The organism is Psychrobacter frigidicola (genome assembly GCF_007997305.1).
Lineage (GTDB): Bacteria > Pseudomonadota > Gammaproteobacteria > Pseudomonadales > Moraxellaceae > Psychrobacter > Psychrobacter frigidicola.
This window is the reverse complement of sequence record NZ_VORZ01000004.1, coordinates 156982-180026: the sequence shown is the minus strand read 5'-3', so window position 1 is coordinate 180026 and position 23045 is coordinate 156982. Positions and strand designations below refer to the sequence as shown.

Annotated in this window: 18 protein-coding genes; 9 read left to right on the top strand and 9 right to left on the bottom strand. The window is 44.9% G+C overall.

Going from position 1 to position 23045, the window contains the following annotated elements; all coding sequences use genetic code 11:
* Positions 1–176: 176 nt before the first annotated feature.
* The 4 genes from ES754_RS11585 (at position 177) to ES754_RS11570 (ending at position 6429) form a co-directional block, all read left to right on the top strand.
* A complete protein-coding gene (locus ES754_RS11585; protein WP_147224361.1) occupies positions 177–1478 on the top strand; it encodes an efflux RND transporter periplasmic adaptor subunit in 1302 nt (433 codons plus the stop codon).
* Positions 1475–4594, top strand: a complete 3120-nt coding sequence (locus ES754_RS11580; protein ID WP_147224360.1) for an efflux RND transporter permease subunit — start codon at positions 1475–1477, stop codon at positions 4592–4594. The genes ES754_RS11585 and ES754_RS11580 overlap by 4 nt, the downstream gene beginning before the upstream one ends.
* Before the next feature lie 195 nt (positions 4595–4789).
* Positions 4790–5416 carry a YceI family protein gene (locus ES754_RS11575; RefSeq protein WP_147224359.1) on the top strand — a complete coding sequence of 209 codons (627 nt, stop codon included), beginning with the start codon at positions 4790–4792 and terminating at the stop codon, positions 5414–5416.
* Between the two features lie 26 nt (positions 5417–5442).
* Positions 5443–6429 carry a DMT family transporter gene (locus ES754_RS11570; protein WP_147224358.1) on the top strand — a complete coding sequence of 329 codons (987 nt, stop codon included), beginning with the start codon at positions 5443–5445 and terminating at the stop codon, positions 6427–6429.
* 162 nt (positions 6430–6591) lie between these two features.
* Here ES754_RS11570 and glmS read toward each other — a convergent pair whose 3' ends face one another.
* The 7 genes from glmS to hisF all read right to left on the bottom strand — a co-directional run bounded on the left by glmS (position 6592) and on the right by hisF (position 14647).
* On the bottom strand, positions 6592–8436 hold the full coding sequence (glmS, locus tag ES754_RS11565; protein ID WP_147224357.1) for a glutamine--fructose-6-phosphate transaminase (isomerizing): 1845 nt from the start codon (positions 8434–8436) through the stop codon (positions 6592–6594).
* 192 nt (positions 8437–8628) lie between these two features.
* Positions 8629–10011: a bifunctional UDP-N-acetylglucosamine diphosphorylase/glucosamine-1-phosphate N-acetyltransferase GlmU gene (gene glmU, locus ES754_RS11560; RefSeq protein ID WP_147224356.1), complete on the bottom strand. Its 1383-nt coding sequence runs from the start codon at positions 10009–10011 to the stop codon at positions 8629–8631.
* A 164-nt stretch (positions 10012–10175) separates the two neighbouring features.
* Complete coding sequence (locus ES754_RS11555) at positions 10176–10769, bottom strand: phosphatidylglycerophosphatase A family protein (RefSeq protein ID WP_147224355.1); 594 nt, start codon at positions 10767–10769, stop codon at positions 10176–10178.
* Between the two features lie 3 nt (positions 10770–10772).
* A complete protein-coding gene (gene thiL / locus ES754_RS11550) occupies positions 10773–11813 on the bottom strand; it encodes a thiamine-phosphate kinase (RefSeq protein WP_147224354.1) in 1041 nt (346 codons plus the stop codon).
* 2 nt (positions 11814–11815) lie between these two features.
* Positions 11816–13006: a transcription antitermination factor NusB gene (nusB, locus tag ES754_RS11545; RefSeq protein ID WP_147224353.1), complete on the bottom strand. Its 1191-nt coding sequence runs from the start codon at positions 13004–13006 to the stop codon at positions 11816–11818.
* A 171-nt stretch (positions 13007–13177) separates the two neighbouring features.
* Positions 13178–13699, bottom strand: a complete 522-nt coding sequence (ribH, locus tag ES754_RS11540; protein ID WP_147224352.1) for a 6,7-dimethyl-8-ribityllumazine synthase — start codon at positions 13697–13699, stop codon at positions 13178–13180.
* 165 nt (positions 13700–13864) lie between these two features.
* Positions 13865–14647 (bottom strand): imidazole glycerol phosphate synthase subunit HisF, encoded by a 783-nt coding sequence (hisF, locus tag ES754_RS11535; RefSeq protein WP_147224351.1) that lies wholly within the window; start codon positions 14645–14647, stop codon positions 13865–13867.
* Positions 14648–14870: 223 nt separating this feature from the next.
* Between hisF and ES754_RS11530 the strand changes: the two genes are divergently transcribed.
* The 3 genes from ES754_RS11530 to ES754_RS11520 are packed head-to-tail and all read left to right on the top strand — an operon-like array spanning position 14871 to position 17399.
* On the top strand, positions 14871–16112 hold the full coding sequence (locus tag ES754_RS11530; RefSeq protein WP_147224350.1) for a homoserine kinase: 1242 nt from the start codon (positions 14871–14873) through the stop codon (positions 16110–16112).
* A 51-nt stretch (positions 16113–16163) separates the two neighbouring features.
* A complete protein-coding gene (locus tag ES754_RS11525) occupies positions 16164–16478 on the top strand; it encodes a putative signal transducing protein (protein ID WP_147224349.1) in 315 nt (104 codons plus the stop codon).
* Positions 16479–17399, top strand: coding sequence for a class II glutamine amidotransferase (locus ES754_RS11520; protein ID WP_147224348.1), 921 nt, complete (start codon positions 16479–16481; stop codon positions 17397–17399).
* Here the strand turns inward: ES754_RS11520 and ES754_RS11515 are convergent.
* Entirely contained in the window at positions 17396–17968 is a 573-nt protein-coding gene (locus ES754_RS11515; protein ID WP_147224347.1) for a YchJ family protein, read from the bottom strand. The two genes, ES754_RS11520 and ES754_RS11515, sit on opposite strands and share 4 nt — an antisense overlap.
* Before the next feature lie 42 nt (positions 17969–18010).
* Positions 18011–18727 carry a metal-dependent hydrolase gene (locus ES754_RS11510; RefSeq protein WP_147224346.1) on the bottom strand — a complete coding sequence of 239 codons (717 nt, stop codon included), beginning with the start codon at positions 18725–18727 and terminating at the stop codon, positions 18011–18013.
* 135 nt (positions 18728–18862) lie between these two features.
* Here ES754_RS11510 and ES754_RS11505 point away from each other — a divergent pair, with 135 nt between their 5' ends.
* On the top strand, positions 18863–19852 hold the full coding sequence (locus tag ES754_RS11505) for a DUF3025 domain-containing protein (RefSeq protein WP_147224345.1): 990 nt from the start codon (positions 18863–18865) through the stop codon (positions 19850–19852).
* 339 nt (positions 19853–20191) lie between these two features.
* On the top strand, positions 20192–23032 hold the full coding sequence (gene acnA, locus ES754_RS11500; protein WP_147224344.1) for an aconitate hydratase AcnA: 2841 nt from the start codon (positions 20192–20194) through the stop codon (positions 23030–23032).
* The last annotated feature ends 13 nt before the right edge of the window (positions 23033–23045 follow it).

The window sequence follows — 23045 nt, the reverse complement described above, 5'->3', positions numbered from 1 at the left end:
CCATAGACTGAATAGTCTACAATACTAAGAGCTATGATGAACCGTAACTAGAAAACTCCTTCCTTTATGCTAACCTTTCGACATTGTTTAAAGCTTAATTGTTTACTCCTGTTATTAGCTGTTGACCCCTTTAATCGTTCAGTTTTTATTATTGCGCTTACCTATAGAGACCCCTTATGAGTGACTTCCAAGACCCTAATGCTAAGCAAGAACCTAATGCGAAGCTGCCGCCTGAGTCTGAGCTGCCGCCTTATCGCCAGCCCGTTACAACGGCGACTAAGTCATCGCCAAAATATCCTTTGTGGCTATTGCCCGCGCTGGTAGCGGTGCTGATTATTGGTGTGTTATTGGGTAAATACTGGGGCGGTAATGAGGCAGTAGTGAATGAGACGCCAGTCGCAAATGGTACTAATAGCGTGCAAGTCAAGGATACTGGTACGCCTGATGCTATTACTGAACAGTCTGTATTGTCAGTGGAAACGATACAGCCTAGCCAAGATAATATCGGTAACACGATAACGGCGGACGGTACGATTAGTGCTAAAGACATTGCTAATGTCAGTGCCAAGGTGAATGGGGTGGCAATCGAGCGTATCTTAGTTGAAGAGGGTGAGCAGGTTAAAGCGGGTCAAGTATTAGCAATCTTTGATACGGATGCTATGCAGCAACAAGTCCTGCAGGCGCAAGCGGATGTGGCAGAAGCGGAGGCGACTCTGGTTAATGCCAGAACGGATGCGGCGCGCGTGTTACCCCTATTGGAGATTGATGCCATTAGTAAACAAGAAGCGGATCGCTATCGCACAACGAAATTACGGTCTGAGGCCGCTTTAGAGGCATCAAAAGCGCGTCTTAATACTCAGCGCTTGAATCTTAGTAATGCCAATGTGGTCTCACCTGTTAGCGGCGTCATTAGTGAAAAACTGGCCGAGGTCGGAATGGTCGCTGGTAGTGAGCCATTATTTACTATTATTAAAGGCGGTATTTTAGAGTGGCAGGCAAATATTGACCCCAAACTTATCGGTGAGGTGAAGGTTGGCACGCCGGTTAAAGTCAGCTTACCAAAAGATCAGTCGGTAATGGGCGAGGTACGTAGAATCGCGCCAACGGCAGATAACAATCGTCAAATCACTATTTATGCCAGCTTAGTTGCTAATTCTGCCGCGCGCGCAGGTATGTATCAAACAGGCGAATTCCAATTGGGCAGTGCCAGTATGCAAACGGTCCCAAATAGCGCCATAGTTAGTAATGATGGCTACGATTATGTGATGTTGGTGACAGATATTAAAACCGAAAGTGGTAAAGAGGTTGGCCGTATTCAGCAGCTGCGCGTTACCCTTGGCGACCGTCTTGGCGATAATGTGACAATCACAGAGCCGATACCCGCTACCAGTAGATTGGTCAAGCAAGGCGGCAGCTTCTTAAACGATGGCGACTTGGTACGTGTTGTTGAAAGCCCAGCTGCAAAGGCGCGTCCATGAATTTAAACGTCTCAGCTTATTCGATTAGAAACCCACTGGTTGCGATTCTATTATTCGTACTTCTAACGATGGGCGGTCTGTTTGGCTTTCGGCAAATGAAAGTCCAGCAGTTTCCCGATATTGACTTGCCAGCAGTGGTCGTCACCGTCGTATTACCCGGTGCTGCGCCTTCTCAACTAGAGAATGATGTTGCTAAAAAGATTGAGAATAAGCTGACTAGTATTACCGGTATCAAGCATATTCGCAGCACGTTACAAACGGGCGCCGCGACCATTGTTACCGAATTTGTATTGGATAAAGACATTCAAGAAGCGGTCGATGATGTGCGTTCAGCGGTTGGTGAAGTACGGGGTGATTTGCCCGCTGCTGCCAATGATCCTATCATTACTAAAGTTTCAACATCAGGGTTTCCTGTCGTTACGTATTCAGTGACAGCTGATAATATGAGCGTGGAAGACTTATCTTGGTTCGTCGATGATACGATTACCAAGCGCCTATCTGATATCCAAGGGGTTGGTTCGGTCAGCCGTATCGGCGGGCTTGAGCGTCAAATTACCGTTGCCGCTGATCCTATTGTGCTGAGTGGCCTACAGTTTTCTATCGCTCAGCTATCGCAACAAATTACGGGTATTCAACAAGACAGCGCTGGCGGAGAGGCTAAAGTTGGTAAAACAACGCAAACGATTCGCGTTTTGGGAGCAGTTGAACGCGCACGTGAGCTAAATGATTTACAAATTGCTGTTCCAACTGGTGGCACGCAAGCGCTGGGACGGATGGCACAAGTGACGGATGGCGCAGCCGACCCCAGCTCTATCGCTAAACTGGATGGAAAAACGGTGGTGGCATTTAACATCACGCGTTCGCGCGGTGCTAGTGAGGTTGAAGTCATGGCGCGCGTTGACGAAACGCTGGCGCAATTGAATGCGGATATGAGCAATATCACCGTTGATAAAGTCTATGATCGCGCGACACCAGTAGCAGAGGATTATCAAGCATCTCTACGAATGCTGATTGAAGGTGGCATTTTAGCCGTGATTGTAGTGTTTCTATTCCTACGTAATATCCGCGCCACTATTGTCACTGCGGTAGCATTGCCTTTATCAATTATCCCCACTTTTTTAGGGATGTATCTATTTGATTTCAGCCTGAATATTATTTCACTATTAGCATTGTCATTGGTCATCGGGGTGTTGGTCGATGATGCAATTGTCGAAGTCGAAAATATCATGCGCCATCTGCGGATGGGTAAGACGCCTTATGAGGCAGCGATGGAAGCGGCGGATGAGATTGGGCTGGCTGTTGTTGCGACTACGTTTACCTTAATTGCGGTATTTTTACCGACTGCGTTTATGGGCGGTATTGTTGGGCAGTTTTTTCGTCAGTTTGGCTGGACGGCAGCTCTCGCTATCTTTGCCTCGTTGATGGTTGCGCGCTTGATTACCCCGATGATGGCCGCCTATATCTTGCGCCCTGAAAAGCAACATGTTGAAAAACAAGGCGCAATGATGACGTGGTATTTAAAAATAGTCACGTGGACGCTGCGCCATCGTTGGTTGACAATGGGGGCAACTTTAGTGCTGTTTGTGGCCTCGCTTGGCTTGGTCAAACTGCTGCCGACTGCCTTTATTCCTGATAATGATATTGATCAGACGCGAGTGGCGATTGAGCTGACGCCGGATGTTGAATTAGAAGATACCGAGCGTGTGGCGGCATTAGCAAGTGCGCGCATTATGGAATTGCCCGAAGTCACTCATATCTTTACTGCGGTTGGACAAGCACAAGCGTCTATGGGCTCAGACTCTGGCGGCAGTGGCTCTAAAAATACTGCCAGTCTGGATATTGTACTGACACCGCGTGCGGATCGTGGCTCTAAGCAAGCAATTGAACAAAACATTAGCACCATATTAGCAGAAGTACCGAGCGCGCGCTTTACGGTAGGGCTATCAAGTGGCGGCGAGACGGGTTATAACTTCTCCTTGACCAGTACCAGCCCGCAAGTGCTAGAGCAGACCGTTCAACAGATTATGGCTGACATTCGTGCGCTACCTACAGCGGGCGCGGTTACCAGTGATCGTAGTCTACCGCGGCAAGAATTGACGGTTACCCCTGATAGATTGGCAATGGCTGATAAAGGCGTCACCACCCAAGATATCGCCACTACTTTACGAATTGCCACCGTTGGCGACTATGAGCAGCGTTTATCTAAGCTGAATCTTGACAGTCGGCAGGTACCTATTGTGGTGCGCCTGCCTGATGTGGCCAAACAAAGTGTCAATCAATTAGAAGGTCTATATGTGCCCAGCGCCCGTCCAGCAGGACAAGGGGTACGTGTGGGCGAGGTGGCATCGCTAAACTTTGGAACGGGACCTGCGCAGATTAGCCGGCTGGATCGCGAACGTGCAATCAGTATTACCGTCCAACCGGCAAATGGTGAGCTTGGAGAATTGGTGCAAGCCGTTAAAAGCACCCCAACAATGCAAAAGCTGCCTGCATCAATCACTATCATTGAGCAAGGACAAGCTGAGAACATGGCGGAATTGTTTAGCGGTTTCGTCATTGCTATGTCAGTCGGTATAGTCTGCATTTTAGGGGTGCTGATTTTATTATTTGGTAAGCTATTGCAGCCTTTTACTATTCTAATGGCGTTGCCACTCTCGATTGGCGGTGCTTTTGTCGGTTTGGTGATCACCAATAGTAGTCTATCGATGCCGTCGATGATTGGCTTTATAATGCTGATGGGTATCGCGACTAAGAACTCTATTTTACTAGTGGATTATGCCATCATCGCCCAAAATCGCGGGTTAGCACGCTTTGACGCTATTATTGATTCTTGCCGTAAGCGTGCGCGTCCGATTATTATGACCACTATTGCAATGGGTGCTGGCATGTTGCCGCTAGTGTTTGGTTGGGGTGAGGCAGATCCTACTTTCCGCCGCCCGATGGCCGCCGCCGTATTGGGCGGTTTGGTAACCTCTACCTTACTCAGTTTGGTCGTGATTCCGGTGGTCTATACCCTGATGGATGATGTCTCTAATTGGTTTGCCAAATGGCTGATTCCGCATGGTAAAGAACATTCAGTTGATGCTAATGTTGATAGCAACAGTAATAGCAATTAATATTAATTATTGAATGCTGTTACTGGTTTGGCTTGATTGTTATTAAGGTTTAAAAATAAGTTATCAATTGCTTAGTACTCGTTTTCTCGTCACTATATAAATTTAGCATAATAATAGAAGTCGCACGACTGTTTATTACGTTCCAGGAAGAAAGCCTGATATCTGATATATACAACTCTACAAAGGAATGTAGTTATGATTCGTCTCTCATTTTCCCAAGCTGTAACGCCTTATCAAAAACCGCTAGCAACTTTATTATTGCTGGCGGGCTGTATTGGTAGCAGCTATGCGGCCACTTATTTTTTCGAACCTAACAATTCTAATGTCCGCTTCGAGATTGACCATTTTAATACCTCAACCAATACCGGTGGCTTTTATAACCTAACCGGACAGCTGCAGTATGACCCACGCGCAAAGACAGGTAGTGTCTCGTTGGTTATTCCCATTAATAGTTTAAATACGGGTAATAAAGCCTTCGACTTAACCCTTACTGGGCCTGATTTTTTTGATATGGCCAAGTTTCCGCTGGCCTCTTTTGAATCTACTAAATGGCATTTTGCTGATGCCAATATTAAAGGTAAGGCGGGCACAGATGTCGCAAAAGTGGATGGTAATCTAACCATGCACGGTATCACTAACCCGATTACTTTAACGGCGACTAAGTTCAATTGTTATTTTAGTTTTATCGCCAAAAAATCGGTTTGTGGAGGTGATTTTACCACTACGATTGACCGTACTAAATGGGGTATGAGCAAATATACATTATTAGGGATCACTGAAAAAGTAACTCTAAATATTCAGATAGAAGCAGCGAAACAGTAAGGTGTAAACGGTAATAAGGCACTCCAATGGATAAAATTACGGAGCAGGAAATATCTAAGAACAAGCAGGACGTCATTAATAGTAAACAGAAAACAGCCGATAGCAAAAAGGCATGGTTAATTCCTTTTACGTGTCTGTTAGCTGGTGGCTTATTATTAGGTGTCTCTACCAATCTAGCAAAATATGCTGGCGAGATAGGGTTAACGCCATTGGCTTTCCTTTTTTGGTCAATCACAGGAGCTGCGATAATTTTATTAATCGTCGCACTCCTACGCCATGAAAAACCGCCTCTAAGTGCGCGCAGCCTTGAGTACTACTCAATCGCTGCCCTTGTCAGTGTCGCAGGTTCTAACTTGATTTTCTTCTCGGCTATTCCGCAGGTTGGTGCAGGTTTTGTTGCCCTCATCATCGCATTACCCCCACTTTTGACCTATCTTGGCGCATTGGCCTTGCACATTGAGCGCTTTAATATGCTCCGCGCTTTTGGGGTAGCTGCTGCACTTGCCGGAGCAGGCGTGTTGGCAGCACGTAAGTTTGCCGCGCCAGATGCCAGTGTGCTTTGGATTCTGATAGCACTTTGTGGCCCTGTATTACTTGCTATTGGTAATATTTATCGTACGTTACGTTGGCCTGATAATGCCTCTCCTAGCGCGCTTGCACCGGGCATGCTGATAGCCGCTGCGATTATACTTGGCATGGTTAGCCTACTGCCGAACTTTTCACTCAGTGTGCCGTTAGGTGAGGTGATGCCTTTTGGCTTAATTACTGTGCAGGCCTTTATTTTTGCAGGCCAATTTCTACTGCTGTTCTTATTGCAGAAAACGGGCGGTCCCGTTTTACTAAGTCTATTAGGAGCCGTCGGGGCAGTTGTTGGTGTTCCTGTAGCTGTGTTTTTACAAGGTGAAGCTCCGCCAGAAGGGCTTATTTTGGGAGCCTCTCTGATTGCGCTTGGTGTGGTTCTAGTCACTTGGGGCGGAATGAGGATGGCAACCGTGCCAAAAGAGCAGGCTTAATAAAAATTTATAGCTAATGATAAGTATTTTCCGAGAGTATAAAAAACCCGCTATGGTATTTACCAGTAGCGGGTTTTTTTGTGGTCAATAAGATAAGTCTTTATTAGTTATTGTGCTAGCTTTTTACTTACTAATAAAAATAAAAACTACGTAAACAATAAACTATTCGACCGTTACTGATTTTGCAAGGTTACGTGGCTGATCGACATCCGTACCGCGCATCACGGCCACATGATACGACAACAGCTGAACTGGTACGCTATAAACAATCGGTGCTAGTGTCTCGCAAACGTCAGGTACGTACACCACATGCATACGGTCTTCGGCAACCATTTTACTGGACTCACTGGCAAATATAAACAGCTCACCATGGCGGGCGTGCACTTCTTGCATATTGGCTTTGAGCTTATCAAACATGCTGTCTTTAGGCGCAAGGACGACGATCGGCATGTCTTTATCAACCAGTGCCAACGGACCATGTTTTAGCTCACCTGCAGCATACCCTTCAGCATGAATATACGAGATTTCTTTAAGCTTCAATGCCCCTTCCAAGGCGATCGGGAACTGTAGACCACGACCTAGGAACAGACAGCTTTTTTTGTCCTCGAAGCTTTCGCTCATTGTTTTAATAGCAGCGTCAAGGTGTAAGCTGGCAAAGAGCTGACCGGGTAGCTTCTGTAGCTCGCCAAGTAAAGTCGTTAAACGTTCATTATCAATACGAGATTGAGTTACGCCGATTTTTAGTACCAATAGCATTAAGGCAGCAAGTTGGGTGGTAAAGGCTTTGGTTGAAGCCACACCAATCTCAGGGCCAGCAAGAGTAGGCAAGAAGATATCGGTCTCGCGTACTAATGATGACGTCGGTACGTTACATAGGGCTAAACTCACCAGTCCTACTGGAGTTTGCTTTTGGGTGTCACGTAACGCTGATAAGGTATCTGCCGTTTCACCTGATTGAGAAATGCAAATCACGAGCGAGTTATCAACGACGACTGGATTGCGATAGCGGAATTCGCTGGCTACTTCCACCGAACAGGGCAGACGTGTCAGATTTTCAAACCAATATTTAGCAACCATACCGGCATGATAACTGGTACCACAAGCAATCACTTGGATGTTACGAATGCCTGCAAGCTGAGTCTCATGACGTTGCAGGAAATCCTCACGTAGTTTTGAAGTTACGCCGTTATCAATGGCCATCTCAATAGTACGTGCAACCGCATCTGGCTGCTCATAGATTTCTTTAAGCATATAGTGCTTAAATTCACCTTTGTCAGCGTTATGCTGTTTGGCATCGATTTCGTGAATCTTGCGGCTAACTTCCACGCCATCAGCATAAATGGTGATGCTATTACGGGTCAGCTTGGCAATATCGCCTTCTTCTAGATACATAAAACGATTGGTCACCGGTAGCAGTGCCAATTGATCTGAGGCAATAAAGTTCTCGCCAATACCTACGCCAATCACTAATGGTGAGCCAAGACGAACCGTGATGAGCTCTTCTGGGCTGTCAACATGGACAATGCCTAAAGCAAAGGCACCATGAAGTAATGGAATAACCGCACGAACGGCTTCTAGTAAATCAGGAGTATCTTTATACAGGTCATTGATTAAATGCGCGACCACTTCAGTATCTGTCTGCGAGGTAAATTCATACCCTTTGGCAATTAATTCTTCTTTAAGCTCAGCGTAATTCTCTACAATACCGTTATGTACCACAGCAATTTTGCCTGAAACATGGGGGTGAGCATTGCGCTGTGCTGGCTCGCCATGAGTGGCCCAGCGGGTGTGGGCAATACCAATATGACCATCGAAAAATTCTGGATTAATGGCGACAGCATCTACCAGCGCTTGAACTTTACCTACTTGGCGCTCACGATGTAGCTCGCCATCACGAATGACGGTCAGGCCTGCGGAGTCATAACCGCGGTATTCAAGGCGTTTTAGACCCTCAAGTAAGATATTGGCAATATTACGCTCAGCAACTGCGCCTACGATTCCGCACATAGTGTTTCCTTAAAGTGATGTCTTCTTTTATAAAATGGACCGTTAGATAAGTGTTTACCTATCTAATGGCTTAACTAGTTGTTGAATAAATAATTGAGAAATGACAAGCGGCCTATAAAAAATATTAAGCAGCCCGACAATGAGTATTGCCGCGCTGCTCGGTGCCACTTAAAAGTTACTAATAGCTGTAGATTATTTTGTCGTCTTTGCTGGACGCTGATAGTTAGATTTTTGTATTTGCCGCGCCCGACCTAGTGCTAAAGAGTGATTATCTACATCTTCAGTAATCACTGATCCAGCAGCGACAGTAGCAGTATCGCCAATCGTCACCGGGGCGACTAGACTGGAATTAGAGCCTACAAATACATGGTCTCCAATAACAGTCTGTGACTTATTCACCCCATCATAATTACAGGTAATCACTCCAGCACCAACATTGACGCCTGTGCCTACAGTGGCGTCACCAATATAGCTCAAGTGATTCACCTTACTGCCATGACCAATCGTTGATTTCTTGATTTCTACAAAGTTACCAATACGGCTATTATCTGCAAGCACTGTATCAGGGCGCAGGTGGGCAAAGGGGCCAATATCAACGCCCGCACCGATTTGTGTTTGATCAACGACACAATAGGGCTTGAGATGACACGCATTACCTATCTGCGAATTTTTTATAATACAACCCGCTTCGATATAAACGTTATCACCTAAGGTACAGTCACCTTCAAACACCACACCGACATCGACAAATACGTCTTGACCCGCCGTTAAGCTACCACGAATATCAACACGCGTAGGATCAGCGAACTGTACACCGGCGACTTGTAAATCGGCCACTAGTTTATTCTGCCATGAGCGCTCTAAGCTGGCAAGCTGCTGGCGATTATTGACGCCTTCAATTTCAAACGCATGCTCAGGTTCAATGGCAGTAATCGTAATACCATCAGCAACCGCCATTTTAACAATATCGGTTAAATAATATTCTTGCTGAGCATTGTCATTGGATAGCTTAGGCAAATATTTATGCAGCAACACATTATCGACGCAATAAATACCACTATTAATTTCATTGATTTGTTGCTCATCACTACTGGCATCTTTTTGCTCAACGATAGCAACGATATCGCCCATCTGGTCACGTTTAATACGACCTAGCCCAAAGGGGTTAGCTACCGTCAGCGTTAGCATTGACATACCAGCATCATTGGCTGTTTGTAAACTTGCTAAAGTATGAGCACTAACAAGGGGCACATCACCATACAGAATCAGACTTTGACCATCTTTTGGCAGTTGGTCTAGCGCAACCTTTACCGCATGACCAGTACCCAGTTGTTCCGTTTGCGCCACCCAAGTAATGGGTAGATGGGCATACTGACTATCAATCGCTGTCTGTACTTGTTCGCCACCAAAGCCATATACCACGATGGTCTCATCTACCGTAAGGTGATGGCAGGTGTCTAATACATGACCTAGTAAAGATTTACCCGCAAGCGTCTGTAGCACTTTTGGCTTAGCCGATTGCATACGCGTGCCTTTACCAGCCGCAAGAATAATCACAGAAAGAGAAGAAGTCATAGCAATCCTAAGAAATAATTCTATAAGTGTAACAAGATATAATACAAAATGACAACGCAAATGTTCGTTAAAATAAAAATATTAAGTCGTGCAGACTTCGTAATTTATTTATAAGTCCTAAAAATAGAGATAACTTGTCTTAAAAAAGAAGGGAAAACTTACTTCTAATTTGACGTTAAATAATTAATAAGAACAAACATTATAAATATCCAAACGGCAGCGGCCATAATACCTGCGATAATATCATCAAGCATAACCCCTAAACCACCAGCGACTTTTTTGTCTGCCCAGCCAATTGGTGGCGGCTTCAGAATATCAAAAAAACGAAACAGGATAAATGCAAGAACCAACGCAAAAATAGCAAAGGGTTGTGTGATATTTTGCCAAAAGTGAGCTGGTGCCCCGCTCATATAAGAAAAAGGTAGGAGAGTAATCCAGATTCCTGCCCACTCATCCCAAACAATGTGCGGATCATCATGGACTTGCATCATCTCAGAGGTACGACCACATATCCAAACACCAATAACACAGGATAGAAGGGTAATAATCAAAAATGGCAGAAATCCTAAGCTCAGCAAAGGGATGGCAATTATTAGACCGCCAACTGTTCCCCATGTGCCTGGTGCTCTTCGTGGCAGTCCACTACCCAAACCGATACCTAGCCAATAAACGATACGATCAAGGCCACTGGCATTAGCGGGTAGCGGTGGACAATCATTGGCTTTACTAATATCAGGCTTAGAGAGATTCTCAGTCATGGGTTAACCTTTAAAATGTTGGTAACCAGTTAGCGTCGGCCACGTGGTAAAAGGTGAGGGTTGGCTTTGGGTCACCGCTTGACCTTGATAAAACAGTTCAATACGTGATTGGGTAGCCGTATTTTTTATCTCAGTATTACTATTCTCGTATTCTATTAACGCGACAACTTCGCCAATACAGCGAACTGGCGTATTGCCGATAGGTGGTTCTATGTTAGCCGGTAAAGTAAATGCTAACTCGTAATCATCACCACCAGTCAGTTGACATAATAACCGTTCAGGTAAACCTACTGCTGATAGAGGATTGCTAGTAGGCAGCTGCTCAAGGTTAAGACGCATACTGACTTTACTTTGCTGACAGATATGTCCTAGATCTTGATAAAGGCCATCAGAGATATCAATCATCGCCGTTGCACCTGTTTTTGCTAAGGCTGTCCCAAGCGTAATACGCGGCGTTGGCATGTGTAAGCGGTGCGCAAGCGCTTGGCCTTGAGCATTATCAGGATGCTGCAACGCATAAGCAGCATCACCAAGCGTACCTGACACATATATTTTATCACCGACTTGTGCACCTGAACGGTATACCGCTGGCGTACCGGCAGCTAGCAACCCTTGAGCGCTAATACTAAGCACTAAAGTATCATTGCGAGTCGTATCACCGCCAATTAAAGCCACATTAAACATCTGACAGGCGTGAAATAAGCCTTTAGCAAATTCGGTCAGCCATTCTTTATTAGCAAGGCGCGCAGGTAAGGCTAATGCCAGCAGAATACTGTGTGGCGTTGCGCCCATCGCGGCAAGGTCTGAGACATTAACCGCAACCGCCTTATAACCAATTGCAAATGCTAGATTCTGAACTTGGGTCCAATCTGCGCTAAAGTGCCGACCTTGAACTAAAGTGTCTATGCAACTGACCAAGCGTGCTCCAGTCGGCAGCGACATGACTGCCGCATCATCACCGATACCTTTCTCAATATCCGTAGATAAAGAGGTGTCTGCTTGCAGCTTGAGGAGTATTTGCTCAATCAGCTCAAACTCGTTCATGGCTAGTCGTTACTTTTTGAATTAGAGTCGTCTATAGCGGCGCTATGCACTTCAGAGTCTTCGGTTTTAGTATTGGCTACTTCAGTTTTAGGAACTTCAGCACTGGATAAATCTGAATTAGTTATACTTGGTTCAACACTAACTACTACATTATCATCAGCTGTTTTTTCGTTAGCAGCGCTTTCATTAATATTTTTTTCATCAACAAGGCTATCAGTATTTTCGTTATCAGCGTTTAGGTTATCAATAGCTTCGTCAATAACCGCTTCATTATTAACGGCAACATCATCAGAATTTATAGCGGCAACAGAAGCGTTAATAACGTCCTCTACTTTGTCAGTAGGCACTGGCTTAGCGCTTTCTGCTTGAGCCTTTATGCTATTTTCAGCTGCTGCTTTAGCCGTACTGGTTCCCGCGTTGGCTTTATTTGGACGGTTGCGTTTTACCGCAGTCTTACTGGCGCTGATACGTGGTTTTGTCGAAGCGGTTGGTTTGCTATCGTTATCAGAATCAGTAGTCATCTCTGCCTGAGCAGCAGGTGCAGTAGCTTGCTTAACCGCTGCTTTTTGTGAGGTGCGTAGATTGCCTTTAATATCCGCTTGTACTTCGACTTCGCGTAGCTCAATCGCCATTCTATCGAGTACTGCATTAATTAGTTTGTGAGCATCAGTGGCGCCAAAGTGATTATTCAACTTCATCGCTTCATCAAGCACGACTTTATAAGGAATCTCTAAGCGGTTTTGTAACTCATAAGCACCAATAAGCAAGATTGCGTGCTCAACGGTATCTAGCTTATCAATTTCGCGGTCTAGATGCTGATTAATAAGCGCATCTAGGGTGTCAATCTGCTCTGGAATATCACGCATCATTTCATGATAGTAGCCAATATGTACCGTATGCATAGCATTGGTTGCGCGCGTACGGGCAGCAATATCATGCGGCGTATTGTCTTTCCAGCCAAGCTTACCTGTGGTGTCGAAGCGGCGATCAGTCATCAACCATTCATACAGACCTTGCATTGCAAAGCGCCGCGCCTTACGGACAGCGGTGTGACTGGTCTTATAAGAAGACTCACTCATATCGAAGTGTTGTTCACCAGCACTACTGCTCGCTACACTGATAGCTTCAGCTTGCTCAGAATTGGATTGTGCTGTTTTCGCAGCGCTAATGGCGCGCTTGAGTTGGTCTGTCATAAGAAAAAAATACCTAAATATTAAATAGTGGTTATAAAGAGCTGTTAAATAGTAGTCGACTGACAAATGCTGTCAGTTCATTTTAAAGCTTGAGCGCCATGATTTTTAACCACAGTGCTCATTAAATTTTTAAACTAAATAGCTGTATTTTAGATTATAAGCCGATCTTATTTAAACAATATCGCTGCTATCATCGATATCTAACTGTGACAACACCGCAATCATCTCAAGCACAACCATCGCTGCTTCTGAGCCTTTATTACCGGCTTTAGTACCTGCACGCTCAATTGCTTGCTCAATGCTGTCAGTCGTCAATACGCCGTTAGCAACAGGGATATTATAATCGGTAGCAACATTGCTTAAGCCTTTAGCAGATTCGCTGGCTACAAAATCAAAATGCGGCGTGCTACCACGGATAATGGCACCTAGCGCAACGATCGCATCAAAACGATCAGACTCAGCTGCGCGCTGGGCAACGAGTGGTAATTCAAAAGCACCCGGCACACGAATAACGGTGATGTTGCTACCTAAGACGCCATGACGAAGTAGGGCATCGATAGCACCATCAACCAATGACTCAACGACAAAACCGTTAAAACGCGCGACAACGATACCGATACGAGCGTCAGCGTTTTGATGTAAATTACCATCAATATGGGTGACGGCACTGCGCTGCTGTTGTAAATTTGACATGAAAGCATCCTTTGTTCTAAATGGAGTTATTAATTGAATTAAAAGGTTTGTTTTGGTCTATTTCATAAGTTATTTATGTTTTAAATGAACGAAAACCAAATAATAATAAGTAGTTAGGGCTATGATAACATTTTTTCTATTTGTATTTACAGGCGCATGTTTATTTTACAGACGCATCTGTATTCCTTGCGCTGCCATATACTGCTTGGCCTCAAGAATAGTATGTTCACCAAAGTGAAAAATACTGGCGGCAAGCACGGCATCAGCGCCGCCTTTAAGCACACCGTCGGCTAAATGTTGTAAATTTCCCACGCCGCCTGAGGCAATCACTGGCACATTGACTTGGCTGGTAATTTGCTTCATTAGCGCTAAATCATAGCCTTTTTTAGTACCGTCGCCATCCATTGAGGTGACCAATAATTCACCAGCGCCAAGCTCAGCCATTTTGATTGCCCAAGCAACCGCATCAATACCTGTTGGTTTACGCCCACCGTGGGTAAAGATTTCCCAACGTGGGATGATAATGCCATCAATATTAATGTCTTCAACACGTTTGGCATCAATAGCCACTACGATACATTGATTACCAAATTTTTGCGCGGCTTCCCCAACGAATTCAGGAGTGAAAACGGCTGCTGAATTAATCGCGACTTTATCCGCGCCCGCATTAAGAAGGTTGCGAATATCAGCAATTTTACGCACACCGCCACCAACAGTGAGCGGGACAAATACCGTTTCTGCCATACGCTCAACGGTATGATAAGTGGTTTCGCGCGCGTCACTAGTCGCGGTAATATCTAAAAATGTAATTTCGTCGGCACCTTGTTCGTTGTAGCGTTTTGCCACTTCGACCGGATCGCCAGCATCTTTAATATCGACAAATTGCACACCTTTAACCACCCGACCGTTATCGACATCTAAGCAGGGAATGATACGCTTTGCTAACATAGGGGTTTTCACCTTATAATCAATTCACTCAATGCGCTAGTCTAGCAAAATCACCGCCATATCAGGCATGTTTTCGCAAGATTAAAGCGCTTTTATCTAAACTACTGCTATTCGCGCGGCGATTGCCGTTATTATCAGATAAATTTAGTGTTATTAGCCCTTAAACTTATCCTTATTACTATTTAAATTTAACCTTCTTTTTAATTGCCATAAGTGAGATGTTATGTCTGTTTATACCCAGTTAACCGATGAACAATTTGCCGCCTTTTGCCAAAGCTTTGGGGTGTCTTTTGCCCGTGCCATTCCGATTACCCAAGGTATCAAAAACTCCAACTGGTTTATTCAGACGACTGACGATAATGATGGCGATTATTCTTATGTCTTTACTTTATTTGAAGAGCGCCCACCAAGCGACATCGAAAAAATGGCGGTTATTTTAAATCAACTAAACGGTACTTTACCGGTTGCTGCGCCGCTGGCACGCATTGATGCAGGTACTGATTCAGATGCGGATGATAAACGTTATGTCATTCATTACGATGATAAGGCAATTACGGTTGTGCCGTGTTTAGCAGGGGCGCATCCTGAGCAGACCACCCAAGCGATGTGTCATAAGATGGGCGCATCATTAGCGGTATTACATGCAAGCTTGCAGGAGCTACAACCTGCGGAAAAATACGGCGTCGCACTATATCCATGGGCAGAAGTTCGTGACCGTGAAATACGATTTATGCCAAGCGATGAAGCCAAATTAATGGGTGATATTTGGCAATCTTATACTGATTTGCCATTAGAGACGCTGCCAAAAGGCTTATGTCATTTGGATATGTTTGCTGATAATACCTTATGGAATTTGGAAGAAGGCAATGAGAAGCTCACTGGCTTATTGGATTTCACCGAAGTCAGTGTCGACCATTATGTGATGGATATTGCCATTACTATTAATGACTTTTGTACCACGTGGGGCGGCGCTGAAGAAGGTGAAACCGTCAATTTTGACCGCCATAAAATGGCCGCTTTCCTGCAAGGTTATGAATCAAAAAGAACGCTTAATGAAGACGAGAAGCGTGCATTACCAATAATGCTAGCCAAAGCCGCCGTAATATTTTGGCTACTGCGCTTAAACGTTATTCACTATAACCGTACTGAAGGGCGTACTGGCGACAATATTATGGTCAAAAACCCTGACCTGATGAAACGTCTTGCCGCTTATCATTGGACGCATGTCGAAAAGGCGCAAGATACCGTCTATGTACTAGAGCATGCGCGTTATAAAGATGACAATAAAGATAACGATGTCGAAGATTTTAAATTAATCGGCGTATTTGCAACTGAGCAACAAGCCCAAGCTACTATTGAACAATTAAAATCAAAATCTGGCTTCAAAGACTATCCTAACGGCTTCCATATTAATGCTTATCCACTGGGTAAAATCAACTGGGCAGAAGGATTCAGCGCTGATTAAAAGGTTTGCAGTTAAGAGTACCGACAACTAAATACTTAAAAGGAATTTACCATGACCAACCAAATTGATGACTGGCACAAACTGGCACGCTATGATACCAATATGCAAGGTGAGCTCCATGCCAACTTATTGCGCAATAATAACATCAAGGTGTCGCTACAGGCTTTGAGTGGCCTACCGGGTATGAATTCAGGCGCAGTATTATGGGTACAAGAAGAAGATTTAGCGCAAGCAAAGCGTATATTAGACAATATTAATCTCGATGGTGCCGCATTGTCAGATGAGATGAGCGATGCAGACTTTAGTATAAAGCCTAGTGACCAAACCAACCACGAAACGAATGACGATAACGGCGGTAATTTATAAATGTGTCAACTTTTAGGAATGAACTGTAATACCCCGACAGATATTGGTTTTAGCTTTGCAGGATTTCGCCGTCGCGGCGGTATGACCGACAGTCATGAAGATGGTTTTGGCATTGCGTTTTTTGAGCGTAGTGAGTGTAATGTTAATGATGGCGCAAACAATGACGCGAACAATGCCGCAACTGGTCTGCGCCTCTTTCATGATAATCGTCCCAGCTATCAATCGCCCGTTGCCGACTTGGTTAATAACTATCCGATTAAGGCGATGAATGTTATCGCGCATATTCGTAAAGCCACGCAAGGTCAAAATTGCTTGGCCAATACGCATCCCTTTGTACGCGAAGTATGGGGCGAGCAGTGGGTATTTGCGCATAACGGCCAGATGAATAAAGAGTTTATTAAACGCTGTCAGCGTCTGCAAGATAATGGTAACGCTGCCCATTGCCAACCAGTCGGCTCAACAGATTCTGAAGTAGCATTCTGTTATTTGATTAACCGTCTGAAAAGTAGCTTTAAAACCCGTCCTGATGACCAGACGTTGTTTAATTTTTTGACCACTCAATGTCGCTATTTATCAGCCAATGGTTTGTTTAACTGCTTGATATCGAACGGCAATTGGCAATTGGCTTATGCAGGCAGCTTACTATTTTATCTCACGCGCCAAGCACCATTTGGTGAGGCAAAATTGGCCGATGATGAAATTGCTATTAACTTTAGTGACGTGACTACCGATAAAGATAAAGTGACGATAATAGTTACGGTACCGTTGACTGAAAATGAAAAATGGCAGCAATTAGCAGTTAACGAATGTCTGATATTCCAAGATGGCGAGATTCTATATCAAGACAGCCCAAGCCAGCGTAAGTTTTTGACGGTTGAGGAGGGGATTGCGGTTGCGCGGGCAGTTGGGGCGAGTGTTTAGGAGATATAAACCCCACAACAGTGCTTAAACTTCTCTCCAGAGCCGCAAATACATGGCTGCTTTTGGGTCACAGATATTGAGACAGTTGGGTCAAGGAAATACCAGCGTTCATTGTTTTTATCTATAGATTGATCCGTTACCTTTACAAAGGTAGACAGCTCACGATGCGCCTGTTGTTTTTGTTCTGTGCCATCAGCCGTATTAAAATAGGCTTTAAACTCAACCTGCGCGTGCCTTTTGGCTAATTTTGGCGTGTGTCTGATGATTTCTAATCCTGCCCAATCCGTCTCCTTTGCCCACGATTCAATAGCATTGCTATCAAGTAATGCTTGCTGGGCAGGTACGGTTGTTTTAACGATATAATCTGCCTTGACCAATACAAACGCACTATAACGCGTGCGCATGAGTCTTTCCGCACTCTCAGCTTGAACGCCATCTTGACTATCATCACCTTCGTTATAAAGGCCATCATGATAAGGCTGACAGCAATCACTATAAGCAACAGGGGTGTTTAAAAAATCTAGTGATGTCAAAATTTGGCAGGGGCAAGTTTTTGTAGAAATCGGCATAACGTGCTCTCTTTTTATTTACGAAGCTTAGCGACTTATTCTTCAATATAGTATGTCTTCTATAAAGGCAGGTAGTACCCCAACTTTTAATTGTGCCCACGGCGCAGGGTCGCGTAGCTGCTCCCAAAACGCTGTAAAAGGTGGCGCAGCATATATCAGCAGGGCTAGCAGCGTATATAATAACAAATACCAACCTTTATCTTTATGTTGATAAAATTTCATTGCAGTCCCTGCCGAACGTTTGAGGGTCATTCCTGATAAGTTGACACTATACATCTCGTCCAATGTTAGATGTACCATCGCACCACCAAATAAAAATAGCCCATAAAGCCAGCTGGCAGTGAGCGTATTATGCCAGCCGTAATAGCTTATACAGGTGAGCCCCAGCCCCAAAATTGCCATGTAGGGCACTGAGTGAATAACGCCGCGATGCACGGTCATGCGTGTAAATAGGCGAAATACCACATAGCGCATAAAGCCATAACCTGCCAGCCAGAGTGCCATTAATGCTATCAAGCTCAGCTCATTACGCCAATGCATCACTAAGCCAAAAGCAAAAACCAGCGCGGCAATGTTAAAACCCAGTTTAATCGGGGTGGAGTGATCCGAGTCTAAATCAGGCAGCAAACCGCCTACTGTGCCGAGTGCCACGCACATCAAAAACCCTGGGTCATTGACCAATCCAGCTTTATAAACCACTAAGCTTAACGTACCACTAACTGCAAATGCACCATTTAAGTGGGTATTAAAATTTGCCATAAAGCTTTACCCTAAATTGCGCCATTATCGCGCGCGGCTAGCTGAAAAAAAGCGCTCTATGATACCATGAGCGACCTCGCCAAACTTATAGTGTTGCATATAATAAAAGCCACACGACCCATAGAGACTCTCAACATGACTGCTAATACTTTGCACTCTACATCGTCACCTTCTATTACGCCTGCATTAGATGCAAGCTTCGCTGCTATAAACTGGCAAGCACCATGGTTACATCATATTAGCCAGTTGGACTATTTGAGCCAAAGGGTAGCTGCATTGAGTCAGTCGACAAATAGCTTAGGTGACGTCGCTGTTACTCTTAAAGATAGTGCTAGTCACAGTCATACCTTTATCGCGGATCTATTAAATACGGCAATGACGCAAAAAACGGTTGAATATCAAAATCAGCCCCAGACTAAACCGATGCAAGATAACCACGCACATCCTTTAAAGTTTGTGTCACAAGACGCGCTACCGGAAGGCGAAGCTTACGAGAGTTTTATTGCGACCACTGGTCATATTCCGACGCGGGAGAACTTGCATGATTTATTTAACGGCAGTATTTGGCTGACTTTTCCTAAGACTAAGGCGTTGCTGAATTATCATCATATGTGTGAAATTTCTGAGCAAGGCATTGGCGCGAGTCGCGGGCGAGTACGCGATACCATTACTGTGTTCGATGAGAACGGCGCGATATTGGTCACTGCGGTGCCGAGTATTGGTGAGGCGTTGATTGATTTTAATTGGCAAGAAAGCTTAGTGAGCACACGTGATGAATGGGATAAGCCGCTTGCACCAAATGAGAATGCGCAAGTAGCCGTTTATATTTTTGGCCACGCGCTACTTGAGCAATTAATACAACCGCGAAAATCTTTGTGTGCGCATAGCGTGGTTATTCAGGTTACGCAAGACTTTTTTGCGTTAGCGCTACCTGAACGCATGAGCTATGTAGACAATAGGCTTGCTGAGCAGATGCATACGCTGCTATCACAAGAGGCGATTACCCCGCGCCAATTGGCTCCCTTGCCTATATTAGGTGTCCCGCACTTTTGGGCCGACAATGCCAATCCTGACTTTTATGAGGACAGTCGTGTCTTTCGCAGTGGTCGCCGCCGTAAATCCTAAGCAAGCAATTTTATTAACAAAAGCTTCCGTTTACCATTTTGCCACGATTCATTAAGCAGTTAGCGTTACTAAGTCTATGCTTATTTGTTATGGTTATAGAAGCCAATTGTTAAGAATGCTACCCGTTGTTAAAGCTTTCAGTTATTAATATTGGTAATCTGCGACGATTATTAATAATAATCCGATTGATTATATTGTATGAGTAAAGTTTATAACTCTAAAAAGGTAGAAAACGAAAGTTATGTGTCACGAATATTTTAAGCCACTTAGCCACCTGTAATAATAAGAAATCCATAATCATCTATACATAGATTCTATAACGTAGATAAGGAAGCTACCATGAGTGATATTTTTAACGTAAAAAACACTATAACGGTCGACGGCAAGGAACATGCTTATTACAGCCTGCCTGAGCTGTGTAAAACCTATAATAATATTGAAACTCTCCCATTTTGTATGAAAATCGTGCTTGAAAACCTGCTGCGTAATGAAGACGGCGGGCAATCAGTGGGTAAGCAGCATATTGAGGCGGTCGCGAATTGGGACTGCGGCGCGGCGCCCTCACAAGAGATTGCGTTTATGCCAGCGCGTGTGGTCCTTCAGGATTTTACCGGTGTACCATCAGTCGTTGACCTCGCGGCAATGCGTGATGCCGTCGTTAAGCTTGGCGGTAAGGCAGAGCAAATTAATCCGTTTATCCCTAGTGAATTGGTCGTTGACCACTCAGTGCAAGTCGACGTTTATGGTCGTGAAGATGCGCTTGATTTAAACAAAAAAATTGAGTTTCAGCGTAATAATGAGCGCTATGAGTTCCTACATTGGGGCAAGCACGCCTTTAAAAACTTTGTGGTCGTACCACCTGCTACTGGTATTGTGCACCAAGTCAACTTAGAGTATTTAGCGCGGGTAGTAATGGCTGCTGACGTTGAGGGCGAGCTAACCGCGTATCCAGATACTGTTTTTGGTACGGACAGCCATACGACCATGATTAATGGGATTGGCGTGCTTGGGTGGGGCGTTGGTGGTATTGAAGCTGAAGCTGCGATGCTCGGGCAACCCTCATCAATGTTGATTCCGCAAGTGGTCGGTTTTGAGATGACAGGTAAGCTCACTGAAGGCGTTACGGCGACTGACTTGGTATTACGTGTGGTTGAGATGCTACGTGCTCATGGTGTCGTTGGTAAGTTTGTCGAATTTTATGGCGAAGGCTTGAATAATATGCCGCTTGCCGATCGGGCTACCATTGCTAATATGTCGCCAGAATATGGCGCAACCTGCGGTATTTTCCCGATTGACCAAATATCGATTGATTATCTGCGCCTATCAGGTCGTGATGAGGCACAAATTGAACTGGTCGAAACCTATGCTAGAGCGCAAGGCTTATGGCATGATGAATATACGCCAGATGCGACTTATTCGAGCAAACTACATCTTGACTTAGCTAGTGTTGAGCCATCGCTTGCTGGTCCCAAATTACCGCATCAACGTATTTCTTTATCAGGTATGTATGATAGCTTTGGTGAGACCTTGCAGACGATGACGAAGGATCGCAAAGCAGAAATAAAAGGTAAAGATCGCTTTGATGCTGAGGGCGGTGAGCAAGAGCAAGCTAAAACCTTAGCAGCTAAACCTAATGTGGCAAAAGAGATGCAGTTTGATGTTAGTGATGTCAGACATGAGGCTAACACTGTTTTCTCTACTGTTAATATTGATGATAATGAGCATAAACTGCGTGACGGCTCAGTCGTTATTGCCGCAATTACCTCTTGCACCAATACCTCAAATCCAGCGGTAATGATTGGCGCAGGGTTGGTAGCTAGAAATGCCGCTGCAAAAGGACTGACCGCTAAACCTTGGGTAAAAACATCCTTAGCACCTGGGTCAAAAGTAGTGACCGATTATCTTGAAAAAACCAAGCTGATGGATGAGCTAGAAAAAATTGGCTTCTATTTGGTAGGTTATGGTTGTACCACTTGTATCGGTAACTCAGGCCCACTGCTTGAAGAAATTGAGCAGGGTATCGAAGATAAAGATTTGGTAGTTGCTGCCGTCCTATCGGGTAACCGTAACTTTGAAGGTCGTATTCACTCACACGTGAAAGCCAACTACCTTGCCTCACCACCACTCGTAGTCGCTTATGCGCTGGCAGGTACGGTTGATATAGATTTGACCACCCATCCGCTGGGTCAAGACCAAGATGGCAACGATGTTTTCTTAAAAGATATTTGGCCAACGTCAGAAGAGATTAATGAGCTAATTGCTAATAATATTGATGCGGAGATGTTCCATAAAAACTACGGTGAAGTGTTCAAGGGTAGTAAAGAATGGAACGCTATCTCCTCTCCGGACAGTCAGCTGTATCCATGGAGTGAGGAATCAACCTATATTAAGAACCCACCGTTCTTTGATGGTATGACCATGGAGCCGCAAGGTATCCCTGATATTGAAGGCGCGCGCATTTTAGGTTTGTTTGGTGACTCTATTACTACTGACCATATCTCGCCGGCTGGCAATATTGCGGCTGACTCCCCTGCAGGGCTATACTTGCAAGGACGCGGCGTCATGGAAGCCGACTTCAACAGCTATGGCTCACGTCGTGGTAATGACGCGGTGATGACCCGTGGTACGTTTGCCAATATCCGCATCAAGAACTTGATGATGGATGGTAAGGAGGGCGGCTATACCTATTATCTAAAAGGGGATAAGGCCACCTTACAAGATGGCGAGCAGATGCCCATTTATGATGCAGCAATGAAGTACAAAGAAGAGGAACGTCCACTCGTAGTCCTTGGTGGTAATGAGTATGGTTCTGGCTCTAGTCGTGATTGGGCTGCTAAAGGCACTATTTTGCTGGGTGTGAAGGCCGTACTTACTGGCTCGTTTGAACGTATCCATCGCTCCAACCTCGTAGGAATGGGCGTGCTGCCACTAACCTTTAAAGAGGGTGAAAGTATCCAGTCGCATAACTTAGATGGCTCAGAAGTGCTCAGTATCACCGGACTCGATAATGGTGAAAGTGAGATGGCGACCGTTACCGCCACACGTGCTGATGGCTCGACTGAGACCTTTGATGTGCATGTGATGTTACAGACGCCTAAAGAGCGTGAATACGTGCGCCATGGTGGGGTATTACACTATGTGTTGCGTCATCTAGCGAGCGATAATAAAGACGCTGCTTAATTTTTAAAGTATT